Below are 16,509 nucleotides of genomic sequence, written 5' to 3'. Positions count from 1 at the left end.
TCGGGGTGTACGGGCGGCCGGCCGGCTATCAGGCGCGGGGCCCGCCGCCGACTCTCTCGCGTGCGGGACGCCGGTGCTGGCGGAAATGCGACGTCACGTTTCGGGCGAGTGGGGCGATCCTCCGGTCACGGACCCAACGCGTCTCCGGTCAGGGGGAGATGCCCGGCCCGACTACCCCCGTACCGGGCCGGACCCCGAACAGGAGGACGCCTACCGGTGTTCCGACCGGCGCGGCAGCCAGAGCAGCATCAGCAGCGCGCCGCCCAGCAGGACACACGCGCTCGTACGGAAGGCGAGGGCGTACCCCTCGGCCAGGGCGGCCGGAGCGGTGCTGCCCCCGGTGCGGGTGGCGGCGGCCGTGGAGTAGATCGCGAGACCGAGGGCGCCGCCCATGGTGCGGGAGGTGTTGACCAGGCCGGAGACCAGGCCCGCGTCCCCCGGTTCGGCCCCGGCCGTGGCGAGCGAGGCCAGCGGGGTGGCCGACAGACCGATGCCGAACATCATCAGCACACCAGGGCCGAGGATGGTGGTCAGATAGCCCCCGTCCACCGTCATCAGGGACTGCCAGCCGAAGCCGCCCGCCGCGATCAGCGCCCCGGCGACGGCGATGGTCTTCGCCCCCGCCCGCGCCATCAGCGGCGGCGCCAGCTTGGAGCCGATGACCACGCTCAGGGAGCTGGGGATCAGGGCGAGTCCCGCGTCGAGCGGGGAGTAGCCGAGGACGTTCTGGGCGTAGACGGTCATGAAGAACCACATGGAGAAGGAGGCCGACCCCAGGATCATCATGGTCACGTTGGCGGCGGAGACCGCGCGGGAGCGGAAGAGCTTCAGCGGCATCAGCGGCTGGGCGGTGCGCGCCTCCACGGCGACGAAGAGCCCGAGCAGGGCGAGCCCGCCGAGCAGCGGCACCAGGGCGGCGGCCGTGCCCCAGCCGGACTCCTCTGTCTCGACGATGCCATAGGCGAACGCGGCGAGACCGGCCGTGACCAGGATCGCGCCGGGCAGATCCAGCTTGCGGCCCCGGCCCTGGCGGCTCTCCCGGATCCAGAAGGCGGACCCCAGCAGGAGCAGAGCGCCGATGGGCACGTTGATCAGCAGCACCCAGCGCCAGGAGAGCAGATCGGTCAGCGCCCCGCCGACGAACCCCCCGGCCGCGCCGCCCGCCGCGCCGACCGCCGACCAGGTCCCGATCGCCCGGGTCCGCGCGGCCCCCGCCGGGACGGCCGAGGTCACGATGGTGAGCGTCGCGGGCGCCAGCACGGCGGCGCCCAGCCCCTGGGCCGCCCGCGCGAGCAGCAGCTGCCAGCCCTCCTGGGCGAGCCCGCCCGCGAGGGAGGCGAGGGTGAAGAGCGCCAGGCCGAAGAGGAAGATCCGTTTACGTCCGAAGATGTCGGCGGCCCGGCCGCCGAAGAGCATGAACCCGGCGAAGGCGATGGAGTAGGCGCTGTGCACCCACAGCAGCGCGGTGGTGGAGAGTCCGAGGTCGGCGCGGACGGACGGCAGCGCCACGGTGATGACGGAGACATCGAGCACGACGAGGAACTGACCGGCGCAGGCGGCGAGGATGATCAGCCAGGTGCGGGGGTGGCGCGCCTCGCCGGGGGCGGGGGTCCGGCCTTGACCGGGGCGACCGGGCTGGCCGGGCTGGCCGGGCTGCCCCAGCGGGTCGGGGCGGCCGGACCGGCCCGGGGCGGGTATGCGGGTCCGCGCGCCCGTGCCGGGTGGGGATATCTCCGGTGCCTGGGGGGCCGACAGGGCTTCTGGTGTTTTCGGGGCTTCTGAACCGTCTGAGGGGGCTTGGACCATGCCCGCCATGCTCCCAGCCCACGAGGGTGGCGTACATCCGCATATTCCCCGCCCGGCGGGAGCACGCTCACCACCCCCGCCCGGCGCCGGACCGTACCGACGCGACCCCTCGCCGCCGACACGGCGGGAAAGAGGGGTACGACGGATCAGGGCTGGACATGAGGCCGGATCGCCTCGGCCATCGCGTCCATGCCCGCGTCGTTGGTGTGGAGGTGGTCACCCGCGTCGTAGCCGGGCGACAGCCGGTCCGGGTCCGCCGGGTCGGCCATCACACGGTCGAGGTCGACGACCGCGTCATAGGCGCCGCTGGTGCGGATCCACGCGTTGACCTCCTTGCGGATGGCGTCCTTCGCCTCCGAGTAGTAGCCGAAGCCGACCCCCTTGAACGGCATCAGCGTCGCCCCGACGGCCTTGATCCCCCGCGCCCGCGCCTGCCGCGCCAGCGTCGCGTGCGCCGCGATGAGCTGCTGGGCGGTGACCGAGGGCGCGAGACCGCAGCCGATGTCCGGGGTGCCGGAGGCGCTGATGTCGTTGATGCCCAGCAGGACGACGGCCGTGGTCACCCCCGGCCGGTCGAGTACGTCGTGCCGGAAGCGGCCGAGCCCGCTCTCGCCGAAGCAGGCGGAGTCGGACAGCAGCCGGTTTCCGCCGAGACCGGCGTTGACCACCCCGAGCGGGGAGCCGTCGGCGGCGAGGCGCTCAGCGAGCTGGTCCGGGTAGCGGTTGTCGGCGTCCTGGGTGGATCCGGCGCCGTCGGTGATGGAGTCGCCGAAGGCGACGACCGTGCCGTCGGCGCGCGGCCCGGCCACCTCCACTCCGGCGAGCGCGTAGAGGGACCCGCTGGTCGCGGTGAACGGCTGCCCGGAGGTGTCGTGGGTACGGTCACCCCCGGCCCGGTAGGTGGTGGTCAGTCCCATGTAGTGGAAGGAGACGGGTCCGGTGGGCCGGGCGAAGTGGAACGTGACCGTCAGCTTCTCCAGCGGGCGTACGGGGAGGCTGACCGGGTCCGAGACCCGGTCCCGGCCCGCCGCGACCCGCACCCCGCGCGCCGCCCCGAAGCGCAGGGTCCGCACACTGCCGGGCTGTACGGTGGCGCCGTCCCCGGCACGGGCGACGGTGGCGCCGGTGAGGGCGAGCGGGGCGCTCCCGTACCGGTTGGACACCCGGATCCGCACCTGGCCGCCGCCCGCGCTGACCCGGACGACCTGGCGCAGGCTCTGGTCGGAGAACCCCTCCACCGACCAGTTGTGGGGCCAGGCGGCGAGGGCGACGGGGTACTGGTGGGCCGTGCCCCAGGCGGAGGCCCAGCCGGACGCCCGCCCGGCGACCGCGCGGGGAGCCGTACCGGAGGCTGTACCGGAGCCCGTATCGGAGCCCGTTCCCGCTCCCGTCGCAGCGCCCGGATGGTCCGGCACCGGGGCGGCGGCCCCGGCGGGCGCGCCGGTCAGGGCGAGCGCCAGGGCGGTGGCGGTGGCGAGGGTCACGACGGAGAACCGCCGGAGGGATGGGCGCAGGGATGGGCGCATGAGAACGTGCCGCCTCTCTTGGGGCCCAAGTCACCTGAGCCGCCTATGAGTTCGATACGGGAGCCCCGGGATCGTATGTCCGGCACAGGACATCCACCTAGCACTAAAAGACAGGGATATCCCCATACCCGAACCAATCACCACACACCCCCCGACAACGACGGCGCGCACCCCTCACGGACGGAGCGGCGGCGCCACCACCGCCGCCCCGCCCGATGTCGTGCGCCGGCCCCACCCGGCCCCCGGGACCCGGCGAACCGCTCCGGGACGACGACGGCCGCCGCGCCACGGTCCGAGGTGGGCGGCGGCCATCACGCCGTGGTGACGGGCGAGGCCCCCGCGCCGAGCGCGAGGCGCGTTCGCTCACCCCTCCGGCCACGAACCGGCGTTCCGTACGCGGGCCCGCGCCCCGGGCCCCCGTACGGCAGCGGAGGCCCCCGCCCCGGCCCACCCCACCCCGTACGGCACCATGAACCGACACCGACACCGACGGCAGTACCGGTACCGGAACACCGGTACCGGTACCGGAACCACCACCCACCCGCGAAGGAACCCCATGGCCACCGCCGCACCCCCGCACGAGACCCTCGCCGCCTTCGAACAGGCCACGGGATTCATGCCGCTCGGGGAGGGGCTGGCCCTCCACGCCGCCGCCGTCGAGGCCGCGCGGCTGGGGCTGCCGCTGCTGGAGGTGGGCACCTACTGCGGCCGCTCCACCATCCTGCTCGCCGACGCGGCGCGCGGCGCCGGGGTGAGCGCCGTCACCGTCGACCACCACCGGGGCAGCGAGGAACAGCAGCCGGGCTGGGAGTACCACGACCCGTCGCTGGTCGACCCCGAGGTGGGCCGGATGGACACCCTGCCCCGGTTCCGGCGCACCCTGCACGCGGCCGGTCTCGAAGAGCACGTGGTGGCGATCGTCGGCCGTTCACCGCAGGTGGCACGGTTGTGGAACACGCCCCTGGGGCTGGTCTTCATCGACGGCGGCCACACCGACGAACACGCCACCGGCGACTACGAGGGCTGGGCCCCGCATCTCGCCGACGGCGGACTGCTGGTGATCCACGACGTCTTCCCCGACCCGGCCGACGGCGGCCAGGCCCCCTACCGGATCCATCAGCGCGCCCTGGCCTCCGGCGCCTTCACCGAGGTCTCCGCGAGTGACTCGCTGCGCGTCCTGCGCCGCGGCGGGCCGGGTATCTAGGACACGGGCGTACGATCCCGACCGTGCCGAGGAAGACGGATACACCGGACGGAAGGCGCGCGGCGGGGCGGGTCCGCGCCCATACCGCCGCCGCGTTGGCGGCGACGCTGGTCATGGGCGCTCTGGCGGTCGGGCTGACCTGGTGGGCGACGGACGGCGAGGCGGCGGCGGGCCGCCCGGCCCCCTCGTCGCCCGTACGCCACGAGAACACCCCCACCTCCGTACGGACACCGGATTCCCCCGCCCCCGCACGGACGGAACCGTCCCCGCCCCCACACGGACGCGGCGCCCGGCCCGACGGACCGCTCACCGGCCGGGTCGTCGTCATCGACCCCGGACACAACCCCGGCAACGTCCACCACACCACCGCCATCAACCGTCTCGTCGACGTCGGCACCCACCACAAGGAGTGCGACACCACCGGCACCGCCACCGCCGACGGCTCCACCGAGGCCGCCTTCACCCGCGCCCTCGCCACCGAGCTGGACACCCGGCTGCGGCAGCTCGGCGCGACGGTGGTCCTCACCCACCGGGACGGGGAGCGGGCGTTCGGGCCGTGTGTGGACGAGCGGGCCCGGATCGGCAACCGGGCGGCGGCGGACGCCGTCGTCTCCCTGCACGCGGACGGCGCGGCGGCGGGGCACCGGGGCTTCCATGTGATCCTCCCGGCGGAGGTGGTGGCGGGCGCGGCGGACACCCGGCCGATCACCGGGCCCTCGCGGGAGCTGGGCGAACGGATCGTGGCGCGGCTGGCCCGGGTGGACGGGAGCGCGCCGTCGAACTATGTGGGCGGCGGATCGGGCCTCGACGTACGGTCGGACCTCGGCGGGCTGAACCTCTCGACCGTCCCCAAGGTCTTCGTGGAACACGGCAACATGGGCGACCCCCGGGACGCGGCCCTGCTCGCCTCCCCGGCCTGGCGCGCGGAGACCGCCCGCGCCCTCGCCACCGCCCTCCACGACTTCCTCCTCTGACACCCCCGCCCCCGCGCGGACGGCGGGACGGCGTCACACCCGCGACCGGGACCACACCCAGGAGGTCCGCACCGGGGTCTTTGCCGGGGCCGTCATCGGGGTGGCGATCGGGGTGGCCACCAGGGTCACCATCGGGGCCACGGTCCGGGTCATCACCGGGCCGTCACCGGGTCGCGCGCGGCACGGGTCCGCAGACGCTGAGGGAGGGCAGACGGTAGATTCACCTCCTACGATGGCCCCTGAGCTCCGCGCCGCGCTCACCGCCCCCGGCGGCAGCGAGGACCGCCCCGATGAGACGACCGACGAAGGACTTTTCACGTGAACATCCGCTCCCTCATCCGAGGTGATGGCGTGGTGATCGGAGCAGCGGTACTGCTCTTCATCGCCTCGTTCCTCGATACGTTCGACTGTTCCGGTGCCGGCTGCGACGACGTCCCCAACGCGTGGGACAACGGCTCCCTGCTGATGAGCGTGTATCTGGCGGGGATCATCGCGGCGGCTTTGATCGTGCTCGCGCGGCTGCTGCCCCGTCCGCCGAAGGTCCTGGGGATCGAGCTGGGGCAGCTCGGGCTCGCGCTGGCCCTCTTCACCGCGTGGTCCTCGCTCGGCGCGATCTTCGACCCGGCGGGCTCGCTGGACCTCGACGGTCTGCGGGAGCTGGAGGCGGGCACGGGTCTGATCCTCGGCTTCGTCGGCGCGCTGGTACTGGCGGCGGGCGCGGTCGGCTCCCAGCTGGTGGGCGCGCTGAAGGCACCGCTGATCGGCGCTCCCCGCCCGGCCCCGGCGCCGTACGGGGGGCAGCCGCCGACCGGGTACGGCTACCCGGGCGGCGGCGCCCAGCAGGCCCCGTACAGCGGCCAGCCCCAGCCCTCCTACGGCGGACAGCCGGGGGCGGCGGGCGGCCAGGGCGGCGAGTTCTCCCCGTTCTGGTTCGCGGTGCCGGTGGCCCGTCCCCTCTACGCCGAGGACGGCTCGCCGACGCCGATCGCCGAACTCTCCCCCGGCACCTGGTACCTCGCGGTCGACCAGCGCGGCGGGGGGCTGGTCGCCCAGACCCAGGACGGCCGTCGCGGCGTCCTCCAGGACACCTCCGGCATCCAGCGCGGCTGACCACGACCGGAGAAACCTCAGGGCCGATGGGCCCCCTCCCTTCCCGGGCGGGGGCCCATCGGCCTATTCTGACGCTCCCTCAGAACCAGGGTGTCCGACGGTACGGAGGTGCCGCATGCGACTCGGTCTCGCGCTCGGCTACTGGGGCCGGGGCCCCGACCCGGCCCACCGCGAACTGGTCCAGGAGGCCGAACGGCTCGGCTACGACTCGGCCTGGACCGCCGAAGCCTGGGGCTCCGACGCCTTCACCCCGCTGGCCTGGCTCGCCGCCCACACCACCCGGATCCGGCTGGGCACCGCCATCGCGCAGATGTCCGCCCGCTCCCCCACCGCCACCGCGATGCAGGCGCTCACCCTGGACCACCTCTCCGGCGGCCGGGTCCTGCTGGGACTCGGCCTCTCCGGCCCCCAGGTGGTCGAAGGCTGGTACGGACGCCCCTTCCCCGCCAGCCCGCTGACCGCGACCCGCGAGTACGTGGACATCGTCCGCCAGGTCCTGCGCCGCGAGGGGCCGGTGCGACTCGACGGCAGGTTCCACCAACACCCTTATCGCGGCCCGGACGCCACCGGCCTGGGCAAACCCCTCAAACCCATCACCCACCCCCTGCGCCCCACCCTGCCCCTGCTCCTCGGCGCCGAAGGCCCCCGCAATATCGCCCAGACCATCGAGATCGCCGACGGCTGGCTCCCCCTGTACTGGTCACCACTGCGGCCGGAACTCTACGAACAGACCCTCGCAGGGGCGCGCGAGGACTTCCTCATCGCCCCCATGGCACGGGCCACCGTCTGCGACGACATCGCGGAAGGACTGCTGCCGGTGAAGGCCACCCTGGCCTTCTACATCGGCGGAATGGGCCACACCACCCGTAACTTCCACGCCGACCTGATGGCACGGATGGGCTACGAGGACGAGGCCCGCCATATCCAGCGACTCTTCGCCGACGGACGGCGCGAGGACGCGATACGGGCGGTACCGGACGCGTTCGCGGACGAGATCTCCCTGGTGGGACCCAGGGCCCGGATCGCGGAACGCCTGGAAGCCTGGCGCGCCTCCCGGATCACCGACCTCCTGATCACCGGCGCCACCCCCACCACCCTGCGCGTCCTCGCCGACCTCACCCGCTGAGGACGCGGGGGCGCAGCGGTTGGACGGCTCGCCGTACCGGAAGGCGAAATGGTCCCGGTGGATCCACCCGAACTCGGTCGCGAACCACGTGTTCCCCAGGGAGTTGCGGACCACGCAGTACGGGGCCGTCCACACCCCACCGGGCCGCACCCCACCCCCGCACTCCGCGTGGGGCCCACTCCGCGCGACCGCCGAGGCCCGCACCCACACCACATGATTCGGCTTCCCCCCACCCGGCACCCACCCACACTCCACCCCCACCCCCACCCGCACCGGCTCCGCACTCGCCCCCGTCACGGGAGCCGCCTCCCCTCCCACCACAAACGCGCCCCCGACCACAACCCCGACCAACGCCCGACGCAGCCGCATTCCCCACCCCTCCCGAAGCCCCGGCTCCGTGACCGCGCCCCACGCGCAGGGTCCCGCTCGGGCGTGGCACTTCGGTGGCGCTCAGCGAGAAAGGCGTAACGAGGGTCAGCGGGGTGGTTCGAGAAGGTCGACAGTGGACAGTCCGGTTTCACCGTGGACGAATTGCATGGAGGTTTCGGCGCGGGCGGCCAGATCGAGGGGATCGAGGGCTTCGGTGTAGAAGGCGTGGACGATGCGGTCGAGGCCGGCGCCGAGAAGGGGTGCGGCGGTACGGAGGGAGGCATCGAGGGCGACACCTTGAGTGGCTCCACCGTGAAGGACGATATTGCGGGTGCGGTAGAGGCGCCGCATGGCGATGCGGAAGGCTCTGTTGACCTCTTGGAGCTGGGTACGGGGGTCATTGACCAGGTTGACCATCCGCTGGGCGGCGGCGGTGTCGGTGTACTTCAGGACGAGGGCGCCGGGGCCACGGTCTCGGAGGGCGTCGGCGACGAGGCGGGCGCGTTCCCGGTTGGTCGTGCTGGCGGCGATGGCGTCGAAAAGGGCGTCCGGCTGGGCGGGCTGGTGGTGATGGGCCAGGCTGGTCAGCTCGGCGCGGGGCCATGAGCAGGCGATGATGGCCGCCATCCGGTCGGCGGCGATGGCCTTTCCGGACCGTTCCCCGTCGCCCTTGGGGTCATCGGGGTGGACGAGGAGGGATTCGACGGCAGCCCAGCCGCCGGCCACGGCGGGGGCGAGGGCGCCCCGGTTGCTGGCGACGGCGAGTTCGAGGGCGTCGTCGACGCGCCCCCGGACGTCGACGTTGTAGAGGTGACCCTCATAGACGAGGGAGAGGACGTCGACGCCCCGGGCGGGAGGTTCCAGCGGGATCGGGGTGTCGTGTCCGGCGACCCAGAGGTGGGGCAGCGGCCGGACGCCGCCGCGCCGGTTGCGCAGGAACTCCGACCGGGCGGTCATCCGGTCCACCAGTTGCCGGGCTCGGTCGGCTGCGCCGAGAGGGTCGAGAGCCTTCAGCTGGTAGACAAAGCCGCCGCCGGTGCGGAAGCCCGCCGTGGGGTAGCCGTGATCGCGCAGCCAGGCGACGACCTGGCCCTTGGCAAGCCAGTTCGGCAGTGGCTCGGCGATATCGCGGTGGGGGACTTTGTCGAGGGCGACGAGGACATCGAAGGTACGCGGGCGGGCACGGGCGAGTGCCGCCGCGCTCTCGGCTATATCGGTGATCGTGGCCTGGGCGGTCTTCAGCTCGCGTGCCCAGGCACGCAGGTGCAGCGGGCTGTAGCCGAGGTCGAGGAGGTGAGCGGCGAGGGTCCGGGAGAACCGTTCGGGCTTGACCCGCTTGGTTTCGTCGATCGAGATCGCGGTCACCCAGCGGTCCAGGTACCCGGGGCGCAGATGCCCGATGACCTGCTTGAGCCGTCGCCGTTCAGGGCTGGGATCGGGCAGAGGCTTGCTGAGGAGTGCCGTGATCTCTTTGCGGAGGTCCTTGTCACCGAGACCGGCATGCCGGCCGAGGAGCGCGCGGAGCTCGTTGCGCTGCGAGTCGCAGGCGGAGAGTGACAGCACGCTGTGGGCCTGCCAGTGGCCCGCTTCCCAGAGCTCCTCCAAGGCGAGGACGGAGCCTATGTCCCACAGTCGGCGCGGCCACGGCGTGCGCTCGTCGGCGAAGTAGTCCGACATACGTAAGAGAAAAAGAGAACATGCCGGGCGTACGGATCCTGGGCTGAGGCGGCCATTGCGGCACCCTATCGAAGCCCGAACCGGCATAAGCGGGCGTCGGTGCCTCCGGATATGCGGGAGCCGCGTTCACGCCGTCGCACTGAGCGATACCGACGTAACTCATACCGTCAAGTATCGTGCTACGTTGTTCGAAGACTTGAAGGGGCACTCGCCGTCATGGCCACTGCCCCTCTTTTCTTTGGTCCGCGCGGCTGCACTGTAGCCGCGCGGACCTTTTGCGTCACCTGCGCCTGTCGCATACGCGACAGGCCAGCCCGCCGGAGAGGCTCCCCCTACCTCGGTCTATCCCCGCGCCTGCGGGGCCCACACCTCCTGACCTGTGGTTCTACCCGCCGGTAACCCCATTTTCATTCGGTAGAGAATCCCCAGCGTGCGCGGACCAAGCTACCGAGCAACACAGGGCCCGGCCCGCACACCCCCGCACCCCCCTCACCCCCCGCAGCACTCCGGCCCCAGCCCCCACGGCAGCCGCGCACCCCCGAAGACCGCTGTCGTGGCCTCGTCGCCGCCCAGTGCGGCGACCGCCAGCAGCAGGGAGCCCGCGGTCCAGGTGGTCTGTTCGTGGGGCCAGATGGCCTGGTCGGCGCCCTCGAAGACGTAGCCGGTCCAGTAGAGGCCGCCGTCGGCGCGCAGGTGGCGCAGGGACTGGAGGATTTCCAGGGCGCGGTCGGATTCGCCGATCGCCCAGAGGGCGAGGGCGAGTTCGCTGCTTTCGCCGCCGGTGACCCAGGGGTTGGGGACCACGCAGCGCACGCCGAGGCCGGGGACGACGAAGTCGTGCCAGCGGCTCTCGATGCGGGCCTGGGCGTCGGGGCCGGTGACCGCGCCGCCGAGGACCGGGTAGTACCAGTCCATCGAGTAGCGGTCCTTGTTGAGGAAGCGCTCGGGGTGGTGCTGGATGGCGTGGGCGAGGGCGCCGGTGGCCAGTTCCCATTCGGGTTGGGATTCGCCGCGTTCGTCGGCGATGGCGAGGGCGCAGCGCAGGGCGTGGTGGATGGAGGAGCAGCCGGTGAGGAGCGCGTCGTGGACGGGGGTGCCGTCGGCCTCGCGCTTCCAGCCGATCTCGCCGCCGGGTGCCTGGAGCTGGAGGACGAACTCGATGGCCCGCCAGACCACGGGCCACATCCGGTCGAGGAAGGACTCGGAGCCGGTGGCGAGGTAGTGGTGCCAGGTGCCGACGGCGACGTAGGCGCAGAAGTTGGTCTCGCGTCCGAGGTCGGTGGGGCGTTCGGGGTCGCCGTCCTGGTAGGCGGCGTACCAGGAGCCGTCGGGGTTCTGGTGCCGTTCCAGCCAGGCGTACGCGCGTGCCGCGGCGTCGTGTTCCCCGGCGGCGTCCAGCGCCATGGCGGCCTCGACATGGTCCCAGGGGTCGAGGTGGTGCCCGGCGAACCAGGGGATGGCGCCGTCGGGCCGCTGGACGGCGGCGAGCGCGGCGACGGTCTCGGCGGCCTGGCCGACGGTGAGGACCCCGGGAAGGATGAGGTGTTCGGTGCGCGGTGCGCGGGGGGAGGTGGTCACGCCTTCGTCCGGGGAGGGTGCGGCTTGGTGGCGTAGGCGACGAAGCTCTTGCCGAGGACGGGGTTGAGGGCCTTCTCGGCGAGCCGGGTGGCCAGCGGCTTCTTCATGATGTCCCAGACCAGGAGCTTGTGGTACGCCTTGACCGGCAGCGCCTGGTCGTTGTCGACGCCGAAGGCGCACTTGAGCCACCAGTAGGGGCTGTGCAGGGCGTGCGCGTGGTGGGTGCCGTAGGGGACGAGTCCGGCCTCCTCGATCCTGGCGAGGAGTTCGTCGGCCTTGTAGATGCGGATGTGGCCGCCCTCGACCTCGTGGTAGGCGTCGCTGAGCGCCCAGCAGACCCGTTCGGGTCCGTACCGGGGGACGGTGACCGCGATCCGGCCGCCCGGCTTGAGCACACGGACCATTTCGGCGAGGACGCCCTTGTCGTCGTGGATGTGCTCCATGACCTCGGAGATGATCACGACGTCGAAGGAGTCGTCGGGGAAGGGCAGGTTGAGCGCGTCGCCTTCCATGGCGGTGGCGGTGGCGCCCTGGGGTGCCTCCCCGGCCTCGTCCATGGCGGCGAACCACTTGGCGACCTCGCGGATCTCCTCGCTGTTGCGGTCGAGGGCGACGACCCGGGCGCCCCGGCGGTAGCACTCGAAGGCGTGCCGCCCGGCGCCACAGCCGAGGTCGAGTACCCGGTCGCCGTGGGCGAGCGGGAATCGGGAGAAGTCGACGGTCAGCACGGGGTCCCGCTTTCGTGGTGGGGTGCGCGGCCGGGGTCGGGGAGTGCGCGGCCGGAGGGTGGGGCGGCGCTGAGGGCGGCGGTGGTGACGGGTCTGCCGCGCCGGGCGATGGCGGCCCGGTAGAGGGCGGCGGTGCCTTCGGCGGCCCGGGCCCAGGTGAACCGTTCCAGCACCCGCTGGCGCCCGGCCGCGCCGAGCCGGGCCCGCAGCTCCGGGTCGGCCAGCAGCTTCCCGAGCGCCACGGCGAGCGCGCCCGCGTCGCCGGGGGGTACGGCGAGGCAGGTCTCGCCGTCGGGACCCGCGACCTCGGGGATCGCTCCGCCGGTGGTGGCGACCAGCGGGGTCCCGGTGGCCATGGCCTCGGCGGCGGGCAGCGAGAACCCCTCGTAGAGCGAGGGCACACACGCGATCTGGGCCCCGCGCACCAGGTCGACCAGTTCGGCGTCGGAGATGCCCTTGACGAACTCGACCCGCTCGCCGAGCCCGTGCCGCTCGATCATCCGCGCCACCGGCCCGTCCTCGGCCCGCTTGCCGACGACGACGAGATGCGCGTCGGGATGGCCGGTACGGAGTTGGGCGAGCGCCTCGACCAGGTACACCAGCCCCTTGAGCGGCACGTCGGCGCTGGAGGTGGTGACGATCCGGCCGGGCACCTCGGGCACGGCCGGGTCGGGGGCGAAGAGTCCGGTGTCGGCGCCGATCGGGACCACATGGACGCGGTCCTCCCGTACGCCGAGGTGGTCCACGATCTCCTGCCGGGAGGAGCCGGAGACGGTCAGCACCGACGGCAGCCGCCGGGCCACGCGCCGCTGCATCCGGGTGAAGCCGTACCAGCGGCGGACGGAGGCACGGCGGCGCCAGTCGGCGGCGGCGTCCAGTTCCAGCCGGCGGTCGACGGTGATGGGGTGGTGGACGGTGGTCACCAGGGGCGCGCCGAGGTCGGCGAGGAGTCCGTAGCCGAGGGTCTGGTTGTCGTGGATGACGTCGAAGTCACCGCGCCGGGCGGCGAGATGGCGCCGGGCCCGCAGCGAGAAGGTGAGCGGCTCGGGGAATCCGCCGGTCCACATGGTGCCGACCTCCAGCGCGTCGACCCAGTCGCGGTACTCCTCGCGGCGCGGGGTGCGGAAGGGGTCGGGGCTGCGGTAGAGGTCGAGGCTGGGCAGCTCGGTGAGGGTGACGCCGTCGGCCTCGTCGAGGACGGGATAGGGCTGGGCGCCGATGACCTCGACCCGGTGTCCGAGGCGGGCCAGCTCGCGGGAGAGATGGCGTACGTAGACGCCCTGCCCGCCGCAGAACGGGTTCCCCTTGTACGTCAGGAGCGCGATGCGCAGCGGCCGTTCACCACCGTCGGAGGCGCGGGCCCCGGAGGTCTCGGATCCCTGGTGGGGGCCGACCTCGATGGCCTCAGCGGTCACTCACGGCCCCCTTCTTTCCCGTGTTTTCGCCGGAGCGTAACCGCTCGCGCTAATCTAGAACAAGTTTCAGACTTGATCGCTCGACGAGCTTTGAATCTACCCGCAGGTAGCTCCGGCGGGAGGGCTGGATCAGGTGATTCGCGCCACGGCGGGGACAGCCACGGAGACAACCACGGGAACGGCCCCGGCAACGGCAACGGGGACGGCCACGGAGACAGTCCTGAGGACCGTCATGGGGAACGGCAGAGATCCAGAACGGGGACGGAAGAGATGAGAACCCACGCGACCCCGCCCACGCCACCGTCACCACCGCTGACGGAGCGCCAGGAAGCCCGCCGCCGCCGCATCCTCCAGGCGAGCGCGGAGCTGGCGAGCCGGGGCGGGTTCGACGCGGTGCAGATGCGCGAGGTCGCGGAGGTGTCCTGTGTCGCCCTCGGCACGCTCTACCGCTACTTCCCCTCCAAGATCCATCTGCTGGTGGCCACCATGCAGGCCCAGCTCGACGGCCTCCACACCACCCTCCGCAAGCGCCCCCCGGCCGGGGAGAACCCGGCGGAGCGGGTCGCCGAGACCCTGATGCGCGCCTTCCGCGCGCTCCAGCGGGAGCCACAGCTCGCGGACGCGATGGTGCGCTCCCTGACCTTCGCGGACCGCAGCGTCAGCCCCGAGGTGGACACGGTCTCCCGGCAGACGACCGCGATCATCCTGGACGCGATGGGCCAGGAGCACCCGACGCCCGAGCAGCTCTCGGTGGTACGGGTGATCGAGCACACCTGGCACTCGGCCCTGATCACCTGGCTCTCCGGACGGGCCTCGATCGCCCAGGTGAAGATCGACATCGAGACGGTCTGCCGCCTCATCACCCTCACGGACCCGGCGGGCCCCGGCGCGGAGCCCGGGCGCCGGGGCTGAACGGCTGCGGACTGAGCCGACCTGGCGGCGTCGCGGCCCGAGCCGTCGCGGATGCGAGATCCACAGGCGCGAGATCCACAGGCGCCAGACCCATGGCCGCGAGCCCCACGGGCGGAAGCGACCGCGGCCTCAGTCCTCCGGCGGGAAGACCGGCGCCCCCGAGGGGTGCAGGGAGATACGGATCGCCTCCACCGGGCAGTTCTCCGCCGCCGAGAGCACCCCGTCGCTCTCGTCCGTCTCCTCCGTCACAGGGTGCGCCTGGCGGGCGCCGTCCAGCCGGAAACCCTCCGGCGCCGTCCCCGCGCACATGCCCGATCCGATGCAGACGCCCCGGTCGACCTCGACCCGCCAGCGGTCACCCATCCGTTCGCCTCCGTCGCCTCCGTCGCGCACCGAACGTGGTTCCGATGGCCCTCACTCCGTGCGGGCGTCCGCCGTGCCGCCTTCGGCGCTCGTGTACCCGGCGGGCAGATGGACCATCTTGTGCTCCAGGTACTCACCGTATCCCTCGGGGCCGAACTCCCGCCCGACGCCGGAGTCCTTATAGCCCCCGAACGGCCCAAGCATGTCCACACTGAAGGTGTTGACGCAGAAGGTGCCCGTCCTGATCCGGCGGGCGAAGTCGATGCCGCGTTCGACATCGGCGGTCCAGACGGAGCCGCTGAGACCGTAGGCGGAGTCGTCGGCGATCTTGGCGGCCTCGGTCTCGTCCCCGTACGGCAGCAGACAGACGACCGGGCCGAAGATCTCCTCGCGGGCGATCCGCATCCCGTTGTCGACCTCGCCGAAGAGTGTCGGCTCGACGTACCAGCCCCGGTCGAGCCCGTCGGGCCGGCCGCCGCCGACGAGGAGTTCGGCGCCCTCCTGGCGGCCGGAGGCGATGTAGTCGAGGCTGCGGCGGCGCTGGCGTTCGGCGACCAGGGGGCCGACCTGGGTGGCCGGGTCGAGGGGGTCGCCGACGGTGAGGGCGGAGGCGGCGGCCGTGAGGGCCCCGGCGATCTCGTCGTAGCGTTCGCGCGGGGCGAGGATCCGGGTCTGGGCGACGCACGCCTGGCCGTTGTTCATCCAGGCGGCGGGGACGAGCTGGGCCAGGGTGGCGTCGAGGTCCGCGTCGGGCAGGATCACGGCGGCCGACTTGCCGCCGAGTTCCAGGGTGACCCGGGAGAGCTGTCCGGCGGCGACGGCCATGACCCGTCTGCCCGCCGCGACGGAGCCGGTGAAGGAGACCTTGTCGACGCCGGGGTGGCCCACCAGGTACTCGCTGACCTCGCGGTCGGCGGGGAGGATGGAGAGCACGCCTTCCGGGAGCCCGGCCTCGCGGGCGATCTCGGCGAGGACGTAGGCGTCGAGGGGTGTCTCGGGCGCGGGCTTGAGCACCGCCGTACACCCCGCGAGCAGCGCGGGCGCCAGCTTGGCGGCGGCGATGAACTGGGGCACGTTCCACGGCACGACGGCGGCGACGACCCCGACCGGTTCCCGGCGGACGAGCACCGGTCCGAGCACTCCGGCGCGGTGTTCCTCGTAGCCGAAGTCCCGGGCTATGCCCAGGTAGGTGTCCCACACCAGCATCGCGCCGAGCCCCTGCGCCAGCACGCTCCAGGAGTAGGGCGAGCCGTTCTGCGCGCTGATCAGACGGGCCAGTTCGTCATGGCGGGCGCCGATGGCGTCCTTGATCCGGCCGACGACCTCGATCCGCTCCGCCAGCGGTGTCCTGGGCCAGGGGCCCTCGTCGAACGCCCGCCGGGCGGCGGCGACCGCGCGGTCCACATCGGCGCGGGAGGCGGCCGGGACCCGGCCGATGACCTTCTCGGTGTGGGGTGAGACGACCTCGATCGTCCCGGTGCCGAGGGGGTCGGTGAACTCCCCGCCGACGAAGAGGCTCCCGTGCTCGACAAGGCCCCCGGAGGGGTGAGTGTCCGCCGTTCGCTCGGTCATGGACCAGCCTCCCAGCCACGTACCCGCCACTGACATCTTCTGACGCCTCGTCAGAACTGATATCAGTTCTCCTGACGGCGGGCAATGCGCCGGACGACCCGCACAGCGGGCGATGCCCGGACGTCCCGCGCCGCCGTGGGCCACGGGCC

At 72.8% G+C, this 16,509-nt stretch carries 13 protein-coding genes; 5 read left to right on the top strand and 8 right to left on the bottom strand.

The window, feature by feature from the left end:
• Positions 1–210: 210 nt before the first annotated feature.
• Positions 211–1,806: an MFS transporter gene (locus tag ACFVIM_RS23040; protein ID WP_384304316.1), complete on the bottom strand. Its 1,596-nt coding sequence runs from the start codon at positions 1,804–1,806 to the stop codon at positions 211–213.
• 146 nt (positions 1,807–1,952) lie between these two features.
• Positions 1,953–3,290: an SGNH/GDSL hydrolase family protein gene (locus ACFVIM_RS23035; RefSeq protein ID WP_384304314.1), complete on the bottom strand. Its 1,338-nt coding sequence runs from the start codon at positions 3,288–3,290 to the stop codon at positions 1,953–1,955.
• Positions 3,291–3,888: 598 nt separating this feature from the next.
• Between ACFVIM_RS23035 and ACFVIM_RS23030 the strand changes: the two genes are divergently transcribed.
• The 4 genes from ACFVIM_RS23030 (at position 3,889) to ACFVIM_RS23015 (ending at position 7,746) form a co-directional block, all read left to right on the top strand.
• Complete coding sequence (locus ACFVIM_RS23030; RefSeq protein ID WP_384304311.1) at positions 3,889–4,536, top strand: class I SAM-dependent methyltransferase; 648 nt, start codon at positions 3,889–3,891, stop codon at positions 4,534–4,536.
• A gap of 113 nt (positions 4,537–4,649) precedes the next feature.
• On the top strand, positions 4,650–5,510 hold the full coding sequence (locus ACFVIM_RS23025) for an N-acetylmuramoyl-L-alanine amidase (protein ID WP_384304318.1): 861 nt from the start codon (positions 4,650–4,652) through the stop codon (positions 5,508–5,510).
• Positions 5,511–5,828: 318 nt separating this feature from the next.
• On the top strand, positions 5,829–6,620 hold the full coding sequence (locus ACFVIM_RS23020; RefSeq protein WP_384304309.1) for a hypothetical protein: 792 nt from the start codon (positions 5,829–5,831) through the stop codon (positions 6,618–6,620).
• 115 nt (positions 6,621–6,735) lie between these two features.
• Positions 6,736–7,746, top strand: coding sequence for an LLM class F420-dependent oxidoreductase (locus ACFVIM_RS23015; protein ID WP_384304307.1), 1,011 nt, complete (start codon positions 6,736–6,738; stop codon positions 7,744–7,746).
• A gap of 474 nt (positions 7,747–8,220) precedes the next feature.
• On the opposite strand, the gene ACFVIM_RS23010 is transcribed toward ACFVIM_RS23015, so the two are convergent.
• The 4 genes from ACFVIM_RS23010 to ACFVIM_RS22995 all read right to left on the bottom strand — a co-directional run bounded on the left by ACFVIM_RS23010 (position 8,221) and on the right by ACFVIM_RS22995 (position 13,513).
• The gene (locus ACFVIM_RS23010; RefSeq protein WP_384304304.1) at positions 8,221–9,792 is read right to left on the bottom strand and encodes an integrase; all 1,572 of its coding nucleotides are present in this window, start codon (positions 9,790–9,792) and stop codon (positions 8,221–8,223) included.
• Positions 9,793–10,281: 489 nt separating this feature from the next.
• Complete coding sequence (locus ACFVIM_RS23005) at positions 10,282–11,370, bottom strand: prenyltransferase (protein ID WP_384304302.1); 1,089 nt, start codon at positions 11,368–11,370, stop codon at positions 10,282–10,284.
• On the bottom strand, positions 11,367–12,098 hold the full coding sequence (locus tag ACFVIM_RS23000) for a class I SAM-dependent methyltransferase (RefSeq protein WP_384304300.1): 732 nt from the start codon (positions 12,096–12,098) through the stop codon (positions 11,367–11,369). Before ACFVIM_RS23000 ends, ACFVIM_RS23005 begins: the two co-directional genes overlap by 4 nt.
• Positions 12,092–13,513, bottom strand: coding sequence for a glycosyltransferase family 4 protein (locus tag ACFVIM_RS22995; RefSeq protein WP_384304297.1), 1,422 nt, complete (start codon positions 13,511–13,513; stop codon positions 12,092–12,094). The genes ACFVIM_RS23000 and ACFVIM_RS22995 overlap by 7 nt, the downstream gene beginning before the upstream one ends.
• A 270-nt stretch (positions 13,514–13,783) precedes the next feature.
• Between ACFVIM_RS22995 and ACFVIM_RS22990 the strand changes: the two genes are divergently transcribed.
• The gene (locus ACFVIM_RS22990; RefSeq protein WP_384304295.1) at positions 13,784–14,425 is read left to right on the top strand and encodes a TetR family transcriptional regulator; all 642 of its coding nucleotides are present in this window, start codon (positions 13,784–13,786) and stop codon (positions 14,423–14,425) included.
• 129 nt (positions 14,426–14,554) lie between these two features.
• Here ACFVIM_RS22990 and ACFVIM_RS22985 read toward each other — a convergent pair whose 3' ends face one another.
• Together ACFVIM_RS22985 and ACFVIM_RS22980 are read right to left on the bottom strand one after the other, a co-directional pair.
• Positions 14,555–14,788, bottom strand: a complete 234-nt coding sequence (locus tag ACFVIM_RS22985; protein ID WP_384304292.1) for a ferredoxin — start codon at positions 14,786–14,788, stop codon at positions 14,555–14,557.
• Positions 14,789–14,839: 51 nt separating this feature from the next.
• Entirely contained in the window at positions 14,840–16,360 is a 1,521-nt protein-coding gene (locus ACFVIM_RS22980) for an aldehyde dehydrogenase (protein ID WP_384304289.1), read from the bottom strand.
• Positions 16,361–16,509 lie beyond the last annotated feature (149 nt).

Source organism: Streptomyces sp. NPDC057638 (genome assembly GCF_042800315.1).
Taxonomy (GTDB): Bacteria; Actinomycetota; Actinomycetes; order Streptomycetales; family Streptomycetaceae; genus Streptomyces.
Note: the sequence above shows the minus strand (reverse complement) of the source record. Positions and strands in the feature narration are given on the sequence as shown.

Excerpts from the sequence above, each read along its gene's own strand:
- ACFVIM_RS23040 (WP_384304316.1), bottom strand. The coding sequence starts at position 1,806 with ATGGTCCAAGCCCCCTCAGACGGTTCAGAAGCCCCGAAAACACCAGAA.
- ACFVIM_RS23030 (WP_384304311.1), top strand. The coding sequence starts at position 3,889 with ATGGCCACCGCCGCACCCCCGCACGAGACCCTCGCCGCCTTCGAACAG.
- ACFVIM_RS23025 (WP_384304318.1), top strand. The coding sequence starts at position 4,650 with ATGGGCGCTCTGGCGGTCGGGCTGACCTGGTGGGCGACGGACGGCGAG.
- ACFVIM_RS23015 (WP_384304307.1), top strand. The coding sequence starts at position 6,736 with ATGCGACTCGGTCTCGCGCTCGGCTACTGGGGCCGGGGCCCCGACCCG.
- ACFVIM_RS23010 (WP_384304304.1), bottom strand. The coding sequence starts at position 9,792 with ATGTCGGACTACTTCGCCGACGAGCGCACGCCGTGGCCGCGCCGACTG.
- ACFVIM_RS22990 (WP_384304295.1), top strand. The coding sequence starts at position 13,784 with ATGAGAACCCACGCGACCCCGCCCACGCCACCGTCACCACCGCTGACG.
- ACFVIM_RS22985 (WP_384304292.1), bottom strand. The coding sequence starts at position 14,788 with ATGGGTGACCGCTGGCGGGTCGAGGTCGACCGGGGCGTCTGCATCGGA.
- ACFVIM_RS22980 (WP_384304289.1), bottom strand. The coding sequence starts at position 16,360 with ATGACCGAGCGAACGGCGGACACTCACCCCTCCGGGGGCCTTGTCGAG.